18 protein-coding genes are annotated in these 16,362 nt (G+C 67.2%); 11 read left to right on the forward strand and 7 right to left on the reverse strand.

What is annotated here, in order from left to right; genetic code table 11:
• Positions 1-77 precede the first annotated feature (77 nt).
• The 3 genes from GC146_RS02840 to GC146_RS02850 are packed head-to-tail and all read left to right on the forward strand — an operon-like array spanning position 78 to position 3,147.
• Complete coding sequence (locus tag GC146_RS02840) at positions 78-743, forward strand: response regulator transcription factor (RefSeq protein WP_291834080.1); 666 nt, start codon at positions 78-80, stop codon at positions 741-743.
• Positions 740-2,119 carry a sensor histidine kinase gene (locus GC146_RS02845; RefSeq protein ID WP_291834083.1) on the forward strand — a complete coding sequence of 460 codons (1,380 nt, stop codon included), beginning with the start codon at positions 740-742 and terminating at the stop codon, positions 2,117-2,119. The genes GC146_RS02840 and GC146_RS02845 overlap by 4 nt, the downstream gene beginning before the upstream one ends.
• The gene (locus GC146_RS02850; RefSeq protein WP_291834085.1) at positions 2,089-3,147 is read left to right on the forward strand and encodes an ABC transporter substrate-binding protein; all 1,059 of its coding nucleotides are present in this window, start codon (positions 2,089-2,091) and stop codon (positions 3,145-3,147) included. Before GC146_RS02845 ends, GC146_RS02850 begins: the two co-directional genes overlap by 31 nt.
• A 2-nt stretch (positions 3,148-3,149) precedes the next feature.
• On the opposite strand, the gene GC146_RS02855 is transcribed toward GC146_RS02850, so the two are convergent.
• The gene (locus GC146_RS02855; RefSeq protein WP_291834087.1) at positions 3,150-3,449 is read right to left on the reverse strand and encodes a DUF6476 family protein; all 300 of its coding nucleotides are present in this window, start codon (positions 3,447-3,449) and stop codon (positions 3,150-3,152) included.
• Here GC146_RS02855 and GC146_RS02860 point away from each other — a divergent pair.
• Positions 3,448-4,497 carry an RluA family pseudouridine synthase gene (locus GC146_RS02860; RefSeq protein WP_291834090.1) on the forward strand — a complete coding sequence of 350 codons (1,050 nt, stop codon included), beginning with the start codon at positions 3,448-3,450 and terminating at the stop codon, positions 4,495-4,497. The two genes, GC146_RS02855 and GC146_RS02860, sit on opposite strands and share 2 nt — an antisense overlap.
• A 2-nt stretch (positions 4,498-4,499) precedes the next feature.
• Here the strand turns inward: GC146_RS02860 and GC146_RS02865 are convergent, their stop codons facing one another.
• Positions 4,500-5,135, reverse strand: a complete 636-nt coding sequence (locus GC146_RS02865; RefSeq protein ID WP_291834093.1) for a DUF4386 domain-containing protein — start codon at positions 5,133-5,135, stop codon at positions 4,500-4,502.
• A gap of 255 nt (positions 5,136-5,390) precedes the next feature.
• Between GC146_RS02865 and rpoH the strand changes: the two genes are divergently transcribed.
• The 5 genes from rpoH to GC146_RS02890 all read left to right on the forward strand — a co-directional run bounded on the left by rpoH (position 5,391) and on the right by GC146_RS02890 (position 9,124).
• Complete coding sequence (gene rpoH, locus GC146_RS02870; RefSeq protein ID WP_291834096.1) at positions 5,391-6,287, forward strand: RNA polymerase sigma factor RpoH; 897 nt, start codon at positions 5,391-5,393, stop codon at positions 6,285-6,287.
• A 114-nt stretch (positions 6,288-6,401) separates the two neighbouring features.
• Positions 6,402-7,379 (forward strand): Gfo/Idh/MocA family oxidoreductase, encoded by a 978-nt coding sequence (locus GC146_RS02875; protein WP_291834098.1) that lies wholly within the window; start codon positions 6,402-6,404, stop codon positions 7,377-7,379.
• Complete coding sequence (locus GC146_RS02880; RefSeq protein ID WP_291834101.1) at positions 7,369-8,376, forward strand: hypothetical protein; 1,008 nt, start codon at positions 7,369-7,371, stop codon at positions 8,374-8,376. The genes GC146_RS02875 and GC146_RS02880 overlap by 11 nt, the downstream gene beginning before the upstream one ends.
• A gap of 24 nt (positions 8,377-8,400) precedes the next feature.
• Entirely contained in the window at positions 8,401-8,682 is a 282-nt protein-coding gene (locus tag GC146_RS02885) for a DUF4389 domain-containing protein (RefSeq protein ID WP_291834104.1), read from the forward strand.
• Positions 8,683-8,854: 172 nt separating this feature from the next.
• Positions 8,855-9,124 carry a DksA/TraR family C4-type zinc finger protein gene (locus GC146_RS02890; protein WP_291834107.1) on the forward strand — a complete coding sequence of 90 codons (270 nt, stop codon included), beginning with the start codon at positions 8,855-8,857 and terminating at the stop codon, positions 9,122-9,124.
• An 11-nt stretch (positions 9,125-9,135) separates the two neighbouring features.
• Here GC146_RS02890 and GC146_RS02895 read toward each other — a convergent pair whose 3' ends face one another.
• The 3 genes from GC146_RS02895 to GC146_RS02905 all read right to left on the reverse strand — a co-directional run bounded on the left by GC146_RS02895 (position 9,136) and on the right by GC146_RS02905 (position 13,631).
• The gene (locus GC146_RS02895) at positions 9,136-10,953 is read right to left on the reverse strand and encodes a M3 family oligoendopeptidase (RefSeq protein ID WP_291834110.1); all 1,818 of its coding nucleotides are present in this window, start codon (positions 10,951-10,953) and stop codon (positions 9,136-9,138) included.
• Between the two features lie 78 nt (positions 10,954-11,031).
• Complete coding sequence (locus tag GC146_RS02900) at positions 11,032-12,621, reverse strand: ATP-dependent DNA ligase (RefSeq protein WP_291834112.1); 1,590 nt, start codon at positions 12,619-12,621, stop codon at positions 11,032-11,034.
• The gene (locus GC146_RS02905) at positions 12,618-13,631 is read right to left on the reverse strand and encodes a ligase-associated DNA damage response exonuclease (RefSeq protein WP_291834114.1); all 1,014 of its coding nucleotides are present in this window, start codon (positions 13,629-13,631) and stop codon (positions 12,618-12,620) included. Before GC146_RS02905 ends, GC146_RS02900 begins: the two co-directional genes overlap by 4 nt.
• 95 nt (positions 13,632-13,726) lie before the next feature.
• Between GC146_RS02905 and GC146_RS02910 the strand changes: the two genes are divergently transcribed.
• A complete protein-coding gene (locus tag GC146_RS02910; RefSeq protein WP_291834117.1) occupies positions 13,727-14,488 on the forward strand; it encodes an aldolase/citrate lyase family protein in 762 nt (253 codons plus the stop codon).
• Here GC146_RS02910 and GC146_RS02915 read toward each other — a convergent pair.
• Both GC146_RS02915 and GC146_RS02920 read right to left on the reverse strand, forming a co-directional pair.
• Complete coding sequence (locus GC146_RS02915; RefSeq protein ID WP_291834119.1) at positions 14,485-15,432, reverse strand: alpha/beta hydrolase; 948 nt, start codon at positions 15,430-15,432, stop codon at positions 14,485-14,487. The two genes, GC146_RS02910 and GC146_RS02915, sit on opposite strands and share 4 nt — an antisense overlap.
• 2 nt (positions 15,433-15,434) lie before the next feature.
• Positions 15,435-15,725 (reverse strand): SCP2 sterol-binding domain-containing protein, encoded by a 291-nt coding sequence (locus tag GC146_RS02920; RefSeq protein WP_291834122.1) that lies wholly within the window; start codon positions 15,723-15,725, stop codon positions 15,435-15,437.
• A gap of 70 nt (positions 15,726-15,795) precedes the next feature.
• Between GC146_RS02920 and GC146_RS02925 the strand changes: the two genes are divergently transcribed.
• Positions 15,796-16,356: a tetratricopeptide repeat protein gene (locus tag GC146_RS02925; protein ID WP_291834125.1), complete on the forward strand. Its 561-nt coding sequence runs from the start codon at positions 15,796-15,798 to the stop codon at positions 16,354-16,356.
• Positions 16,357-16,362: the final 6 nt, after the last annotated feature.

Raw genomic sequence — 16,362 nt, forward strand, 5'->3', positions numbered from 1 at the left:
GCCAGACTTCGCGGACAACCTGACACCAACCTGTCATGGTGCCGAAAAATCGGGCGTTTTGTGAAAAGGCGGAGAAGGTGCGTTTCCTGCTGGTCGAGGACAATGCCGAACTGGCGCAGACCGTGCAGGCGCGGCTGACGCTGGACGGCCACGGGGTGGACTGGGCCGCCTCGCTGGATGCCGCCGAAGATCACCTGGCCACCGCCGCCTACGACCTCATCCTACTCGACATCATGCTGCCCGATGGCGACGGGCGCGATTTCCTTGCCGCCCATCGCCGCGCCCGACGCGACACGCCGGTCATCGTGATGACCGCACGCTCGGCCGTCAGCGACCGGGTGGCGCTGCTGGATACCGGGGCGGACGACTACATCACCAAGCCCTTCGACTTTGCAGAGCTGGAGGCGCGGGTGCGCGCGGTGTTGCGCCGCCGGGGCGGCGCGGCGCAGACGGTGCAGACTTTCGCCGACCTCATCTTCGATCCGCTGGCCGCCACCGTCGCGGTGGATGGCGAGGCGCGCGAGTTGCGCAACCGCGAACTGCGCCTACTGGAGGTGCTGATGTCCGCGCCGGAGCGCATCTATTCAAAGACCCAGCTTTGCGACCGGCTGTTCTCGGCCGCCGAAAGCGTCAGCGACAACGCGATCGAGGTCTATGTCGCAAGGCTGCGCCGCAAGCTCGATGGCAGCCGCGCGCGGATCGAGACGGTCCGTGGTGTCGGCTACCGCCTGACGGTGGCATGAGGGCCGCCGCCCCCGGCTCTATCCGCCGCCGGCTTCTGCTGCAACTGTTGGGCGGGGCAGCGGTGCTGTCGGTGCTGCTGTACCTTTCGGTGCGCGGGGTCTCGCGCTCGGCGGTTGAACAGACGCAGGACAGCATTCTGGGGGCTGCCACAATCGCCGTCGCCGAACAGCTGCGCGGCACCGACGAGGGGGTGGATATCGACATTCCCTATACTGCCTTCTCGATGCTGGGCGCGGTGGGGCAGGACAGGGTGTTCTACCGCATCATCGTCGATGGCGCCGACCTGACCGGCTATGCGGACCTGCCCGCGCCCGATGATGCGCCGCCGGGGCTGAACCCGCTCTTTTACTCACGCCCGTACCAGCAGGCGCTGGTGCGGTTGGCGGCGGTGAACCGCCCGGTGATCGCGGGCGGGCATACCGCGCAGGTGCAGGTGATCGTCGGCCAGACCCGCAGCGCGCAAGAGGCGATCGTGGCCGATATGGCGTGGCGGGCCGCGGCGCTGGGCCTTGGGTTCTTTGCGCTGGCGGCGTTGCTGGCCGTTCTGACGACGCGGTCGGTCGTGCGGCCGCTGGACAGGCTCGCCGGGGCGCTGGGCCGGCGCGGCCCGCAGGACCTGCGCCCGGTGACACAGCCGGTTCCGGTGGAACTGGCGCCGCTGACGGCCGCGCTCAACGGCTTCATCGCGCGGCTGTCGGGGGCGCTCAAACGTACCGAAACCTTCATCGCCGAGGCAGCGCACCATATCCGCACGCCGCTGGCCACGCTGCGTGCGCGGGCCGAGATCGCGCTGCGCCAAACCCAAGACGAGGCCACCCGCGCCAGCCTGCGTGAAGTGATCCGCGCCGTCGACGACAGCGCGCGCGCGGCAGGACAGCTTCTGGAACATGCCGCGGTGGTCTATCGCAGCGACCAGCGGGCCGAGGCGCCGCTGGACCTTGCCGCGCTACTGCGCGACATCGGCCAAAGCTATGCGCCCGCCGCCGACATGGCCGATGTCGCGCTGGCCGTCAGTGTGCCCGACAGCGCGGTGATGCTGACCGCCGACCGGCTGCTGGTGGAAACCGCGTTGCGCAACCTCGTCGACAACGCCATCAAGTATTCAGGGCCCGACGGGCGGGTCGAGATGGGGCTTGGCGTTGCGCAGGGCCGCGCCACGATCCGCATCGCCGACCGGGGCCGGGGCCTGTCGGGGGCAAGTCTTGCCGATCTGACGGGCCGCTTCCGGCGAGGCCGCAATGTCGAGGATGTTGTGGGCTCGGGGTTGGGACTGACCATCGTGCAGGAGGTCGCGCGCGCCCAGCGTGGCCGCTTCACCTTGCGCGAACGCGACGGAGGAGGCTCATGCGCCGAACTGACCTTGCCGCTGGACTAAGGCGCCTTTGCCTCGCCCTGCTGGCGGCTGCTGCGCTGGCCCGGCCCGCGGCGGCTTTGACTTTGGAGGAAGAGACGCTCTTTCCGGGCACGCCGGGCGGGCCGGTTCTGACGGTGCTGTCGACGACCGACACGGCGATCTTCCAGCCTCTGGTCGTCGCGTTTCAGGCGCGCCGGCCGGACATCACCCTGCGCTATCAGGTTGCCGGCAGCCAAGAGGTGTTCGCGGCGGTGCATGATGGCGCAACCGAAGCGGATCTGGTGATTTCCTCGGCAATGGACCTGCAGATGAAGCTTGCCAATGACGGCTTTGCTGCCCCCCATCACGCGGCCGAAACGGCGGCGCTGCCGCCTTGGGCCCGGTGGCGCGACCAGTTGTTCGCAGTGGCGCAGGAACCGGTGGTTCTGATCGTCGATCGCCGCGCGCTGGGCGGACTTGCGGTCCCCCGTACCCGTGCGGCGCTGACAGCACTTCTGCGCGACCATCCTGACAAGTTCCGCGGCCGCATCGGCACGTATGATCCGGTCCGCTCTGGCGCGGGCTATCTCTTTGCCACGCAGGATGCGCGCCAGTCCGACAGTTTCTGGCGACTGGCCGAGGTCATGGGCGCGCTGGCGCCCCGTCTTTACGCGTCCTCTGCGACGATGATCGCCGATCTGCGGGCCGGAAGGCTTGCGCTGGCTTATAACGTGCTTGGCAGTTACGCCGCTTCCAGCCTGCCGCCTGCAGGTGACGTGCAGATTATCGAGTTGCAGGATTTCACTCATATCCTGCTGCGCACGGCGCTGATCCCGCGCACCGCGCCCACCCCGGACCTTGCCGCGGCCTTTCTCGATTTCCTGCTGTCGAATACGGGCCAGCAACTGATGGCGCAAAAGGCCGGCCTGCCTGCCATCGACGAGGCGGCGCTGGCCGCCGACCAGTCGCTCCGGCCGATCCGGCTGGACCCGGGGCTGTTGGTCTATCTCGACCCGCTCAAGCGCCGCCGGTTTCTGGCGGAATGGAGCGCGGCCCTGCGCCAGCCCTGACGCTACTTGACCTCGATCGTCTGGCGCAGCGCGCCGGTGGTCCGGTCGAAGATCAGGATGCGGTTGTCAGAGGTCACCACCGCATACCAGTTCACCCCTTGGGTAAAGGCCGTTGCGGTTGCGCCACCGGGCAGGGTGATCTGGTCCGGCAAGACGGGGGCGGGCGCGTTCAGCCGGGTGACAAGCGCGTAGATTAGGACTACGAACCCCGCGATCATCACGACCGTCAGCACGGTCACCAGCCGGCGCAGCATGACAAGATGCGGCGGCAGCGCCGCAAGGTCGTCAGGAGCTTCACCCATGGCCACATCCCCCGGCACGGACATCGTTACGTTCCGGATCGCCGCCGACCCGCCTGCGCGCCTAGATAAGGCGCTTTCACGCGATGTGCCAGCCGCGGCCGATCTCAGCCGCTCGCGCCTTGGACGGCTGATTGCCGAGGGGGCGGTGACGATCGACGGCGCGGTGGTCACCGATGCCCGCGCGCGGGTGGCCGAGGGGGCCGAGGTTGTCATTGCCGTGGCACCCGCCACCCAAAGCCATATCGGCGGCGAGGCGATCCCGCTGACAATCGTGTTCGAGGATGATGATCTGGTCGTCATCGACAAGCCTGCGGGCATGGTCGTTCATCCCGCGCCCGGCTCGCCCGGCGGCACGCTGGTCAACGCGCTGATTGCCCATTGCGGCGACAGCCTGTCGGGTGTGGGGGGCGAAAAGCGGCCGGGCATCGTGCATCGCATCGACAAGGAAACTTCGGGGCTTCTTGTCGTGGCCAAGTCCGACAAGGCGCATCACGGGCTGGCGGCCCAATTCGCCAAACATACGGTCGAGCGGCGCTACCTTGCCCTTTGCGCGGGCGTGCCCGACCAGAATGATCCGCGCCTGCACGGTGTTCGTGGAACCAGTTTCGAGCCGGGCAACATCCTCAAGATCCAGACGCTGCTGGGCCGCCACAAGACCGACCGGCAGCGGCAGGCGGTCAGCTTCGACAATGGCCGTCACGCGGTGACGCGGGTGCGCATCGTGCAGGCGCTGGGCACACCGCCGGCGGCTGCGCTGGTGGAATGCTGGCTGGAAACCGGGCGCACCCACCAGATCCGCGTGCACATGGCCCATGCCGGGCACGGGCTGATCGGCGATCCGGTTTATGGCGGGCGGCGCAAGCTGCCGGTGGCCGCCGTCGGTGCCAAGGGGCAGGCCGCTGCGTTGTCCTTTCCGCGGCAGGCATTGCATGCCGCGACGCTGGGCTTCACCCATCCGGTGACGAGCAAGAAGATGCGGTTCGCCTCACCCCTGCCCGCCGACATGGCCGGTCTGCTTGCGGCGCTGGGCGGCACGCTGCCGGGCTGAATTCAGCGGCGCAGCGCGGCCCAGAAAAGCCAGAGCATCAACAGGATCTCGCCGAAAAAGAGGTATGCGGCCAGGCCAAGGGCGTATCCCGGCCAGACCAGCGGGCCGTAGGCGTCGGCGAAGTAGGCCAGCCCGCCGATCGCAACCAGGGCCGCGATTAGACGTGGCACGATCCTGCTGCGCCATCCGGCAAGGCCAAGCACCACGAGGTGCGCCCCGAAGATGCCAAGGCTCAAGGCCCAGTCGGCCGAGAAACGCGCGACGTCGGCCACTGCCGCGGCATCACCCGCGGCTGCCAGCGGCTGGGCCGCAACGAGGTGCGATGTCGCCACCGCCAGCATGACCGCGTAGGCAACGCGCAGCCACGCGGCCAACAGCGCCAGACCGTCGGCCCCCGGCCGCAGGACAAGATAAAGACCCCATGCCGCGACGATGTCGGCCAGCGCGATCAAAATGAACGCCAGCGCCGCAAGCCGAAACCGCGGCCCTTCCACGATTTGCGCCAGTGCATCTGCCTCGGCCGCGCCGGTGACGGCCGTGGTCGTCAGCAGGCCAAAGGGGCCGGCGACGGTCATGAACAACAGCGCCAGTCCGGCGGCAATGGCAGGGGCGCGAGGCAAACTTGCGGGAGGTGTCATTGGCAATCCTTTCACGTCGCTGTGATCGCCATCTTGGCCCAAGTCGCGAAACAAGGCAAAACCTGCGCCCAAAACGCCGTTTTCCAGCTTGTGATGAGCCATCTCGTCTGCGTGAGCGCGCAGAAATCTGGCTGGCCCCGCGCCGGAGAGCCGTTCATACAACGTTCAAGCTTCACGGGTACGGACCTTGACGTTGGCCGATACCGCTACCATATCCATGTTAAGCCCTTAAACATCGGGAGAGGGGACAACGACATGACGACCTATGCCAATCTGCCGGCACCGTCGCCGGAACAGGGACTGAACCGCTACCTGCAGGAAATCCGCAAGTTTCCGATGCTGGAGCCGGAAGAGGAATACATGCTGGCCAAGCGCTGGATCGACCACGAGGATGCCGCCGCGGCGCACAAGATGGTCACCAGCCACCTGCGTCTGGCTGCCAAGATCGCGATGGGCTATCGCGGCTATGGCCTGCCTCAGGCCGAGGTGATTTCCGAGGCCAACGTGGGCCTGATGCAGGCGGTCAAGCGGTTTGACCCTGAAAAGGGGTTCCGCCTCGCGACTTACGCGATGTGGTGGATCCGGGCCAGCATCCAGGAATACATCCTGCGCTCGTGGAGCCTTGTGAAGCTGGGTACGACCAGCGCGCAGAAAAAGCTGTTCTTCAACCTGCGCAAGGCCAAGGCGCGCATCGGCGCGCTGGAAGAAGGAGACCTGCGTCCAGAGAACGTCAAGCAGATCGCGCATGACCTTGGCGTGACAGAGACCGAAGTGGTCAGCATGAACCGTCGCCTTTCGGGCGGTGATGCCTCGCTGAACGCAATGGTGGGCTCGGACGGCGACAGCGCCACACAGTGGCAAGACTGGCTTGAGGATGAAGACGCCAATACCGCGCATGACTACGAAGAGCGGGACGAGCTGGACGCGCGCCGTGCGCTTCTGGCCAAGGCGATGGAAGTGCTCAACGAGCGCGAGCGCGACATCCTCGTGCAGCGTCGCCTGTCGGACGAGGCGATCACGCTGGAAGACCTGTCGGCCCGCTACGATGTCAGCCGCGAGCGGATCCGCCAGATCGAGGTGCGCGCCTTCGAGAAGCTGCAGCAAAGGATGCAGGAACTGGCCCGCGAGAAGGGCATGCTGGAAACCGCCTGAACGCGGCGACGCGAGTCATAGAAGCAACAGGAAGGGCGGGGCGTTTGCCTCGCCCTTTTCTATGCCGGTTACGCTCTGTAGTCTTTCGACAAAAGGCAGGGCAGGGAGCGAAACATGAGCGGTGCAGTGCGCTGGGGCGTTCTTGGGGCGGCGAAATTCGCCCGTACCTTCATGGCGCCCGCCATTCATGCCGCCGCGGGCGCGGAACTGGCCGCGCTGGCGACGTCGGACCCGGCCAAGGCGGCGGGATTTCGCGCATTCGCGCCCGGTTTGCGGGTGCATGACAGCTACGAGGCATTGCTGGCCGATCCGGGTATCGACGCCGTCTATATCCCGCTTCCCAATCACCTGCATGTCGACTGGACGCTGAAGGCGCTGGCGGCGGGCAAGCATGTATTGTGCGAAAAGCCGCTGACGCTGCGGGCAGACCAGTTTGATGCCGTCATCGCGGCGCGTGATGCCAGCGGTCTGCTGGCGGCCGAAGCCTACATGATCGTGCATCATCCGCAGTTTCACCGCGCCCGTGCACTGGTCGCGGAGGGTGCGATTGGCAAGCTGGGCCATGTCGAGGCGGTGTTTACCTACAACAACGCCAGTGACACCGCCAATATCCGCAACAAGCCCGAAACGGGTGGCGGTGGCCTGCCCGATATCGGCGTTTATACCTTCGGGGCGGCGCGCTTTGTCAGCGGCGAGGAGCCCGAGGCGATAACCCATGCGGCGATCCGCTGGGAGAATGATGTCGACGTCTACGTGCAGATGGCGGCGCGGTTCCCCTCTTTCAGCTATGGCGCGACTGTCTCGATGCGGCTGTTCCCGCGCCAACAGGTGGTGTTTCACGGCGACGCAGGCGTGCTGACGCTGACCTGCCCGTTCAACGCGGGCGTTTTCGATCAGGCCGAACTGGTGTTGGAAAACAGCGCAGGGGTGCGCAGCGTCGAACGCTGGCCCGGCGTGAACCATTATGTTCTTCAGGTCGAGGCGTTCGGCCACTCTGTCCGAACCGGGGCCGCCTATCCTTGCCCGCTGGAATTCAGCAAGGGAACGCAGAGGATGATCGACATGACGTTCGCGGCGTCCGATGCCCGGTGAGATCCTGATCCACCTGCCGCGCCACATGTTGGCGAACGTGCGCGACAACCCCAGCCAGTTTTATGCCAAGCTGCGCGATGGCCTGAACGCGCGCGGCGCGCGCGCCTCGCTGGTGGAGCGGGCCGCGATGAATGCTGCCCCTGCCGCCGATGATGGCGATTTCCATTTCATCCACCAGATGGTGCTGCGTCAGCCGAATGTCCTGTGTACCGGCCTCGCCTACGTCTATCCGTTCTGGTACGCCGATCCGTCCGGCATTTACGGCGACAGTTCGCTGGCCGAGGCCGAGTTCGACCCGCGCGAGGCGGATGCCGAGGAGGCCCGCGTATTTCATGTCCGGCTGCACCGGCGGCTGGTGGAAGGGCGGATGTCGCGCTACGGCCAGAAGCAGGAGCCAGAGGTGCTGCCGGAGGGCTGCGTTGCGGTGTTCCTGCAAGGCGGCTCGGACATCCTTGACCGGGTCCAACATGTCACGACGCCCGAAATGGTGGCGGCGGTGCTGGACGGCGCGGGGGACCGCGCGGTGGTGATCAAGCCGCATCCAAAGGAAAACGGCCCCGAAGTGATGGCCTGGCTGGCCGACATCGCCGCACGTGACCGGCGCGTGATGATCTCGGATGCCAATATCCACGACATCCTTGCGGTCGCTTCTGTGTCGGTCTCGATCAGTTCGGCGGTGGCGCTGGAGGGGATGATTCACCACACGCCCGCCATCCTCTTTGGCCGGTCGGACCTGCGCCACTGCGCGATCACGCTGAAAACGCCCGCGGGGTTCGACAAGGCGCTGGAAATGGCAACCCAGATCGACTGGCCGTTCGAGGCGTTCCTGTACTGGTTTCTCGGGCAGAACACGATCAACGCGGGCACGCCGGAGCTGGTCGATCAGGCCATCGCGCGGATCGCGGCGCAGGGGGCCGATATGGGCCGTCTGGGACTGGGACGCAGGCCGGGTCTCTTGCGCGGCGCGGCACGGCGCCCCACATCATCGGCAGGTTAAAACCTGCTGAAAGGGGTCTGTGCGATGTCGGGTGTTAACGAGGGTGAAGAGACGGCGGAAATCGGCGAAGGGCTGGGCCCGCGCCTGCTGTGGATGATCGTGATCGCGGTGATGATTTCGGCCGCGCAGACGGTGCTGGGGGTGGTGACGGTGGTGCAGTTCATCGTCCTCCTGACCAATCAGCGCCGGCCCAACCCGCGGCTGGCGGCCTTTGGCACCGCGCTGGGGATCTGGGTGGCCAAGGCCGCGCGCTATCAGACGGCGGCGAGCGAGGTGAAGCCCTGGCCCTGGACGCCGCTGGATTGAGGCGGGGTCAGGGGGGCGCCGCCCCCCGGCGCGTACCGCGCCTCCCCCCGGGAGTATTTGGGGCCAGAAGAAGGGCTTGCGGAGCGTCCCCACGGGGACGGCTGGCAAGACATTGATTTTCAATGGTGATTTCTGGTAGCGTGAAGATGTCACCTTTCAGGAGGGCATGGGCATGGCGGGTGGATGGGCAAAGGACGGCGCGGTCAGCGAGCAGATCGAAGCCTCGATCGCCGATGAATTGGCGCGACTGAAGGCGCAGCGCGGGCCGGTGGGCGAAAGCCTGACCCACTGCGCGGAATGCGACGAGCCGATCCCCGAGGCGCGGCGGCGGGCTGTGCCCGGCGTGAAGCTGTGCGTGGCCTGCCAGCAGGAGCGCGACGGCCGGTTCCGGGCGCGCGGCGGGATCAACCGGCGGGGGTCAAAGGACAGTCAGTTGAAGTGAGGGGGGCCCCTTCACCCCTCCATCGCCTCCAGCTCGTCAATCATCCCGGCAATGACGCTCAGCCCCTTGTCCCAGAACTTCGGGTCGCTGGCATCCAGGCCGAAGGGGGCCAGCAACGCCTTGTGGTGTTTGGAGCCGCCCGCGCGGAGCATGTCGAAATACTTGGCACGGAAGTCGGGGTCGCCCTCGGCGTAAACGGCGTAGAGGGCGTTCACCAGCCCGTCGCCGAAGGCGTAGGCGTAGACGTAGAAGGGCGAGTGGACGAAGTGGGGGACGTAGGCCCAGAACGTCTCGTATCCCGGGGCGAAGTCGAAGGCGTCGCCAAGGCTTTCGGCCTGCACCGACATCCAGAGCGCGTCGATATCCTCGGGCGTCAGTTCGCCCTGCGAGCGGGCGGCGTGCAGCTTGCATTCGAAATCGTAGAAGGCGATCTGGCGCACGACGGTGTTGATCATGTCCTCGACCTTGCCCGCCAGCAGGACCTTGCGTTCGGCCTGGTCTTTCGCGCGTGACAGCATGGTCTGGAAGGTCAGCATCTCGCCGAAGACGGAGGCGGTTTCGGCCAGCGTCAGCGGGGTGGAGGACAAAAGCTCGCCCTGGCCCGCGGCCAGAACCTGGTGCACGCCGTGGCCCAGTTCATGCGCCAGCGTCATCACGTCGCGCGGCTTGCCGAGGTAGTTGAGCAGCACGTAGGGGTGCGCGCTGGTGACGGTGGGGTGGGCAAAGGCGCCCGGCGCCTTGCCGGGTTTGACGGCTGCGTCGATCCAGCCCTTGTCGAAGAAGGGCTGCGCGATCTCGGCCATCTCGGGCGAGAAGGCGGCGTAGGCATCGAGCACGGTCTTTTGCGCCTCGTCCCATGGGACGGTGCGCGTGATCTCCATCGGCAGGGGCGCGTTGCGGTCCCAGACCTGCATCCGGTCAAGGCCCAGCCATTTCGCCTTCAGCCGGTAGTAGCGGTGCGACAGCTTGGGGTAGGCGGCGACCACGGCGTTGCGCAGCGCCTCGACCACCTCGGGTTCGACATGGTTGGCAAGGTGGCGGCCGGTCTGGGGCGTGGGAAAGCCGCGCCAGCGGTCCTCGATCTCTTTTTCCTTGGCCAGGGTGTTGTGAACGCGGGCGAAGGTCTTGATGTTCTGGCCCAGCACGCGGGCCAGTTCGTGCATCGCCGCCTCGCGCTTGGCGCGGTCAGGATCGGTGAAGAGGTTCAGCACGCCCTCCAGCGTCAGTTCCTCGTCGTCGATGGTGAAGGTCAGGCTGGCGATGGTCTCGTCAAACAGGCGGTTCCATGCGGCGGCGCCAACGGTGGACTGGTCGTGCAGGAATTTTTCCAGCTCGTCCGACAGCTGGTAGGGCTTCATCGCGCGCATCCGGTCGAAGACGGGCTTGTAGCGGGCCAGATCGGCATTGGCGGCCAGAAGGCCCGCAAGGTGGGCGTCGTCCAGCCGGTTGAATTCCAGCCCGTAGAAGACCAGCGGCGTGGTATAGGCGGTGATCTTGTCCTGCAGGTCGGACATCTGCTTGGCCCGCGCGCTATCGGTGGTCAGCTGGTAATAGCGCAGCCCGGCATAGGACATGATCCGGCCTGAAACCTCCTCGATCTTCTCGTAACGTTGCACCGCTTCCAGCATCTGCGCGGCTGTCAGGGTGGCCAGCTTGCCCTCGTAATCGGCGGCGAAGCTGGCGCAGGCGGTTTCGACGAAGGCGAGATCGCGGGTTAGTTCCGGGCAGTCGGGGGCGGGGTAAAGATCCGTCAGGTCCCATTCGGGCAGGGGGCCGATGGCCTTGCCGCCAGAGGTGTTGGCATCGAAAACGGGACGGGTGCGGGTCATGCTGGGGGCCTTTCCTTGCCTGCGTTGCCGGGCAACATAGGGGCAGGCCGCGGCCGGGGAAAGCCGCGTTGCGCCGATCTAGCCGTGCTGTCGCAGGATCTCGCGCAGGGTGCCCAGCGTGTCGGCCTCGGCCGCGGGCTTGTCCCGGCGCCAGCGCAGGATGCGCGGAAAGCGCAGGGCGATGCCGGATTTGTGACGCGGGCTGGCCTGGATGCCCTCGAAGGCGATCTCGAACACCAGTTCGGGGGGCACTTGCCGGACCGGGCCGAAGCGTTGCAGCGTATGGGCGCGGACCCAGCGGGTGACCTCGGCGAACTCGGCATCGGTCAGGCCGGAATAGGCCTTGGTGAAGGGGGTAAAGCCGTCGCCGTCGCGCACGGCAAAGGTGTAGTCGGTGAAAAGGGTTGCGCGGCGGCCGTGACCGGCCTGCGCATAGATCATCACCGCGTCGATCGTCAGCGGATCGACCTTCCATTTCCACCAGTCGCCACGCTTGCGCCCGATGCCGTAGGCGCTGGCAAGGCGTTTGAGCATCAGGCCCTCGGCGCCGTTCTCGCGCGCCGTCTCGCGGGCGGCGGCTAGTGCGGGCCAGTCGGTGGCTGGCAGCTGCGGCGACAGGCGCAGCGGGGTGTCCTCGGGCAGGCCGTCCAGCAGCCTCGCCAGCTGGGCGCGGCGCTGCGACAGGGGCGCGCCGCGCAGGTCCTGCCCCGCATCTTCCAGCAGGTCATAGGCCATCAGCAGCGCAGGCGCCTCGGCCAGCAGTTTCTTCGGCACGCTCTTGCGGCCAAGGCGCGGCTGCAGGCGCGCGAAGGGCAGGGGAGCGCCGTCGGCCCAGGCCAGCACCTCGCCGTCGATCACGGTGCCTTGCGGCAGGCGGTCGGCCAGTTGCGCCAGTTCGGGGAAGCGGTCGGTGACCAGGTCCTCGCCCCGGCTCCAGAGAAACCAGTTGCCGCCGCGCAGCACGAATTGCGCGCGGATGCCGTCCCATTTCCATTCCGCCGCCCAGTCGCTGACCGGGCCAAGGGCGGCGATGTCGTCTAGCGGGCTGGCCAGACAGAACGGGTAGGGGCGCGACAGGTCTGCGGCGGGGTCGGGCGCGGTGATCAGCGCCTGCCACGTCGTGGTGTCGGGCGTCCAGCCGCCCATCAGGCGATGGGTCAGCGCGGCCTCGTCCTGCCCGGTCGCCTGCGCCAGTGCGCGCGTCATCAGCTTCTGGCTGACGCCGACGCGAAAGCCGCCCGTCAGCAGCTTGTTGAAAAGGAACCGTTCGGTCCCGCCAAGGCTGTCCCACGCGGCAAGGATGCCCGCGCGGCGCGCCTCTTCGTCCAGCGTGGACAGGCGGCGCAACTCGGCGATCCAGCCGGCAAGGCGGTTCTCGGCGCTGCGGGTCGGGGGCGGCAGGATCAACGACAGGGTTTCGGCGAGGTCGCCGACGACGGGGTAGGATTCCTCGACCAGCCACAATGGCAGCCCCGCCGCCTCGGCTGCCCAGTCGCGCAGGCGGGTCGCGGTGATGGCGCGGCGCGGGCGGCGGCCGGAGAACAGCGCGACGGTCCAAAGCCTGTCCTCGGGTGGGGCCTCGCGGAAATAGGCGGCGAGGGCGGCGGTTTTCGCCGTGGTGCTGCCGGTCGCGTCAAGCGCGGCAAAGAGGGCGGCGAAACGTTTCATGTGCCCGCCTCTTCGGCGGTGTCGAGGCTTTCGCCCTCCCACCCGGTGCGCACGATCCGGGCGTCATAACCCTGTTCCTCCAGCCAGCGGCGAAAGACCGCCGTGTAGCCGTGGGTGACATAGATGCGCTCGGCCCCCGTGGCGGCGATGGCGGCGTTGAGGCCGGCCCAGTCGGCATGGTCGGAAATGACAAAGCCGCGTTCGGTCCCGCGACGGCGGCGGATGCCGTGGATCGCCATCCAGCCCGAGGCGAAGGCGGTTTCAGCCGGGCCAAAGCGCCGCGCCCAGGGCCCAGACAGGGCTGACGGCGGCGCGATGACCAGCGCGCCGGGATGCGCGCGCGCGTCGGTTTCGGCCGTGACGCGCAGCGTGGGCGGCAGGGCCACGCCCTGCGCGCGCAGCACCGCGTTGGTGTTCTCGACCGCGCCATGCGTCAGGATCGGGCCGATGTTGCGGTTCACCATCGTCAGCAGGCGCTGCGCCTTGCCCAGCGAATAGGCCCCCAGCAGCGAAGCGCGGCCCTGCGCGGCATTGGCGGCCCACCAGCCGTCGATCTGCGCCTTCAGCGTGGCGGCGTCGGGCCATGTGAAAACCGGCAGGCCAAAGGTGCATTCGCTGATGAAGGTGTGGCAGCGGACCGGCGCGAAGGGCTCCGACAGCCCGTCGTCGACAACCTTGTAGTCGCCCGAGACGACCCAGACTTGCCCGGCCACCTCGACCCGGATCTGGGCCGAGCCGGGGACGTGGCCCGCGGGGTGGAACGACACGCGCGCGCCGCCGATCTGGCGCGCCTCGCCATAGGCGATGGTCTCGAGCGTCACATCGCCCAGCCGCAGGCGGATCACCGGCGCGGCAGGGGCGGTGCAAAGGTAGGCACCCATGCCGGGGCGGGCGTGGTCGGCATGGCCATGGGTGATCAGCGCGCGCGGCACCGGGCGCCACGGGTCGATGTGGAAATCGCCCGCGGCGCAATAAAGCCCGGCATCGGTGAAACTCAGCACGTCCTCCATGCGTCCCAGCCTAGCGCCCGCGCGGCGCGGGGAAAGGGGCCTTGCCAAGCGCGCGTGGCTGTGGCCCAAGTCGGGCAAGGTGGAGGGCTTGGGCGATGCGAACGGCGGGACTGAAGGCGCGGATGATGGCGGGAGAGGTGCTATCGGGCACCTTCGTGAAGATCCCTGACGTGACGGTGATCGAGGTGCTGGCCCAGTCGGGGCTGGATTTCCTTTGCCTTGATACCGAGCATGCGGGCTTTGGGCGCGACCGGCTGGATGCCTGCCTTGCCGTGGCCCGCGCGCTGGACATGCCGGTGCTGGTGCGGGTGTCCGCGGGCACGCCCGAGGCGATCCTGCAGGCGCTGGATGCCGGCGCCGTGGGCGTGGTTGTGCCGCATGTCTATTCGGTGGACAAGGCCGAGGAGGTGGCGCGCGCCGCGCATTTCGGTGCAGGCGGGCGAGGCTATGCCGGCTCGACCCGCTGGGCGGGCTTTGCCACGCGGCCGATGGCCGAGGTGCTGGCGCAGGATGTCGAAACCATCGTGATAGCCCAGATTGAAGAACCCGAAGGGGTGGAGGCCGCGCAGGCCATTGCCGCGGTGCCGGGGATCGACGCGCTCTTTGCCGGACCGGCGGACCTTTCGGTGGCCTATGGCCATGACAATACAGGCTCGGACGACCTGCAACGGGCGCTGGCGCGAATCGGCGAAGCGGCCCGCGCCGAGGGGCGGGCCTATGCGACGTGGGTCTCCAGTCCGGCGCAGGCCGCGGACTGGGCGCGCCACGGCGTCAGCGTCTTCGTCGTGGCCTCCGAGCATAGCTGGATGCGCGAAGGGGCTGCGGCAGCGGCCCGCGGCATCAAGGCGTTGGGCTAGGCAGGTGCAAGGGCATGGGCGCGGAAATGCGCGACCATGCCGTCATAGACACGGGCACGAATGGCCGGAGCCTCCATCATCACCTCATGCTGCGCGCCGGGCAACATGGTAAGCGTGCCGCCGGGCCAGCCCGCCATGACATGCCGAATTCGGCCCACATCCACAATCGCCTCTTCGCTGCCGAGGAAGGTGATGCAGGGATAGGCGGGGGCCTTTTTGCGTGCCAGTTCACGCGTCTCGGTCAACGCCTCGTGCAACCAGTGCATCGACGGGCCGCCCAAGGCGAGGTCGGGATGGGCGCTGATCTGCTGGCGCATGTGGTGATACATGTCGCGGTCGGAGGTCAGCGTGTTTCCTGCGAAATCCTGCCGCAGCGGGTAGGGTTCGGCCTCTTGCCCAGGCGCGAAGCGGCGCGACATGCCCAAAGGCTTGCTTAACGTTGAGACGGTCCATGCCACTGGGCGCAACGCCGGGGACATCATGATGCCCCACATCGGCGCAGAGAAGGCTGCCGCACGCACGTCGATGCCACGGTGCAGTGCCCGCAGCCCGATCGCCCCGCCCATTGAATGGCCCACAAGGAAATAGGGTGCGGGCAAGGCCAGCGAGCGCACATGCGCCACCACCGCGTCGACATCGCGCTGGTAGTCCGAGAAATGCTCGACATGTCCCAGCTTGCGATTGTCGGAAAGCCGGTCTGCAAGGCCCTGTCCGCGCCAGTCCACCGCGATGCTGGCAAAGCCCCGCGCGGCCAGTTCACCTGCCGGGCGGCCGAACTTTTCGACAAACTCGGTCCGGCCGGGAAACATCAGGACGGTGCCCTGCGCCTCGGTCACGGGCCAGTGGGCGACGCGGATGCGCACCCCGTCATCGGCGCGCAGCCAATGCGCTGCCCCACCCTTCGGGCCGTCGGCAATCTCGGCGAAGTAGGGGGCGGCCTCCATCCTCAGGCCAGCACGCTCGACAGTTTCAGCGCGAGCCCCATGTCGCCGTCGACCGAGAGCTTGCCGGTCATGAATGCGGCGGTGGGGTTCTGGTCGCCCTCGAGGATGGCGCGGAATGTTTCGGCCGAGGCAGTCAGCGTCACGTCGGCCTCTTCGTCGGAGGCGCGGGCGCCGGCACCGTCGATGATGATGGCGCCTTCGTCCTTGATCACGAACTTGGCCGAGCCATCAAAGCCCGCGCCGCCCATCTTTGCGTTCAGCGCGGCCACGGCCTCGGTCAGAACATCGCTCATCGGTGGAATCCTTTCGTCAATGTGACCTGAGCCTACTGGCATCGGTCGCTGTTCGAGTTACAACTGTTATATGGCGATCAGACGGCGTGGCATCAAATATATCGTTACGGCACTTGGCCTGTGCCTTGCGCTGGTGCCGGGTGCATGGGCTGATCAGGCGCGTCTTGACCAGTTGTTCGACCAGTTGAAGAACGCGACGCCGGAAAATCACGACGCGATCGAGAAAAGCATCTACGACGCATGGTCGCAAAGCGGGTCAGCCACCATCGACCTGCTGCTCAAGCGGGGGCAGGACGCGCTGCAGGCGGGTGATGCGCAGGCCGCGGTTGAACATTTCACCGCCGCGATCGACCATGCGCCGGATTTCGCCGAGGCCTATGACGGCCGTGCCAGCGCCTATTTCCAGCTTGACCTTGTCGGGCCGGCGCTGGACGACCTGCGTCAGACGCTTGTGCTGAACCCGCGTCATTTCGGCGCGATGCGGGGGATCGCGATCATCATGGAAGAGATTGGCAACGACCGGCAGGCGCTGGCCGTTTATCAGGCAGCCCTTGCGCTGGATCCGATGGCGACCGATGTGCAGGATGCCATCACGCGGCTGCAACAGAAACTGGAAGGCCGCGCGCTCTGACGCCGG

Source organism: Limimaricola sp. (assembly GCF_016125575.1).
In the GTDB taxonomy this organism is placed as follows: Bacteria; Pseudomonadota; Alphaproteobacteria; order Rhodobacterales; family Rhodobacteraceae; genus WGLM01.

Bases quoted from the DNA above. Each gene is read 5' to 3' on its own strand.
- GC146_RS02875 (WP_291834098.1), top strand. From the start codon at position 6,402: ATGAGCGGTGCAGTGCGCTGGGGCGTTCTTGGGGCGGCGAAATTCGCC.
- GC146_RS02880 (WP_291834101.1), top strand. From the start codon at position 7,369: ATGCCCGGTGAGATCCTGATCCACCTGCCGCGCCACATGTTGGCGAAC.
- GC146_RS02865 (WP_291834093.1), bottom strand. From the start codon at position 5,135: ATGACACCTCCCGCAAGTTTGCCTCGCGCCCCTGCCATTGCCGCCGGA.
- rpoH (WP_291834096.1), top strand. From the start codon at position 5,391: ATGACGACCTATGCCAATCTGCCGGCACCGTCGCCGGAACAGGGACTG.
- GC146_RS02850 (WP_291834085.1), top strand. From the start codon at position 2,089: ATGCGCCGAACTGACCTTGCCGCTGGACTAAGGCGCCTTTGCCTCGCC.
- GC146_RS02885 (WP_291834104.1), top strand. From the start codon at position 8,401: ATGTCGGGTGTTAACGAGGGTGAAGAGACGGCGGAAATCGGCGAAGGG.
- GC146_RS02890 (WP_291834107.1), top strand. From the start codon at position 8,855: ATGGCGGGTGGATGGGCAAAGGACGGCGCGGTCAGCGAGCAGATCGAA.
- GC146_RS02920 (WP_291834122.1), bottom strand. From the start codon at position 15,725: ATGAGCGATGTTCTGACCGAGGCCGTGGCCGCGCTGAACGCAAAGATG.
- GC146_RS02925 (WP_291834125.1), top strand. From the start codon at position 15,796: ATGGCGATCAGACGGCGTGGCATCAAATATATCGTTACGGCACTTGGC.
- GC146_RS02905 (WP_291834114.1), bottom strand. From the start codon at position 13,631: ATGGAGGACGTGCTGAGTTTCACCGATGCCGGGCTTTATTGCGCCGCG.
- GC146_RS02900 (WP_291834112.1), bottom strand. From the start codon at position 12,621: ATGAAACGTTTCGCCGCCCTCTTTGCCGCGCTTGACGCGACCGGCAGC.
- GC146_RS02860 (WP_291834090.1), top strand. From the start codon at position 3,448: ATGGCCACATCCCCCGGCACGGACATCGTTACGTTCCGGATCGCCGCC.
- GC146_RS02915 (WP_291834119.1), bottom strand. From the start codon at position 15,432: ATGGAGGCCGCCCCCTACTTCGCCGAGATTGCCGACGGCCCGAAGGGT.
- GC146_RS02895 (WP_291834110.1), bottom strand. From the start codon at position 10,953: ATGACCCGCACCCGTCCCGTTTTCGATGCCAACACCTCTGGCGGCAAG.
- GC146_RS02910 (WP_291834117.1), top strand. From the start codon at position 13,727: ATGCGAACGGCGGGACTGAAGGCGCGGATGATGGCGGGAGAGGTGCTA.
- GC146_RS02855 (WP_291834087.1), bottom strand. From the start codon at position 3,449: ATGGGTGAAGCTCCTGACGACCTTGCGGCGCTGCCGCCGCATCTTGTC.
- GC146_RS02845 (WP_291834083.1), top strand. From the start codon at position 740: ATGAGGGCCGCCGCCCCCGGCTCTATCCGCCGCCGGCTTCTGCTGCAA.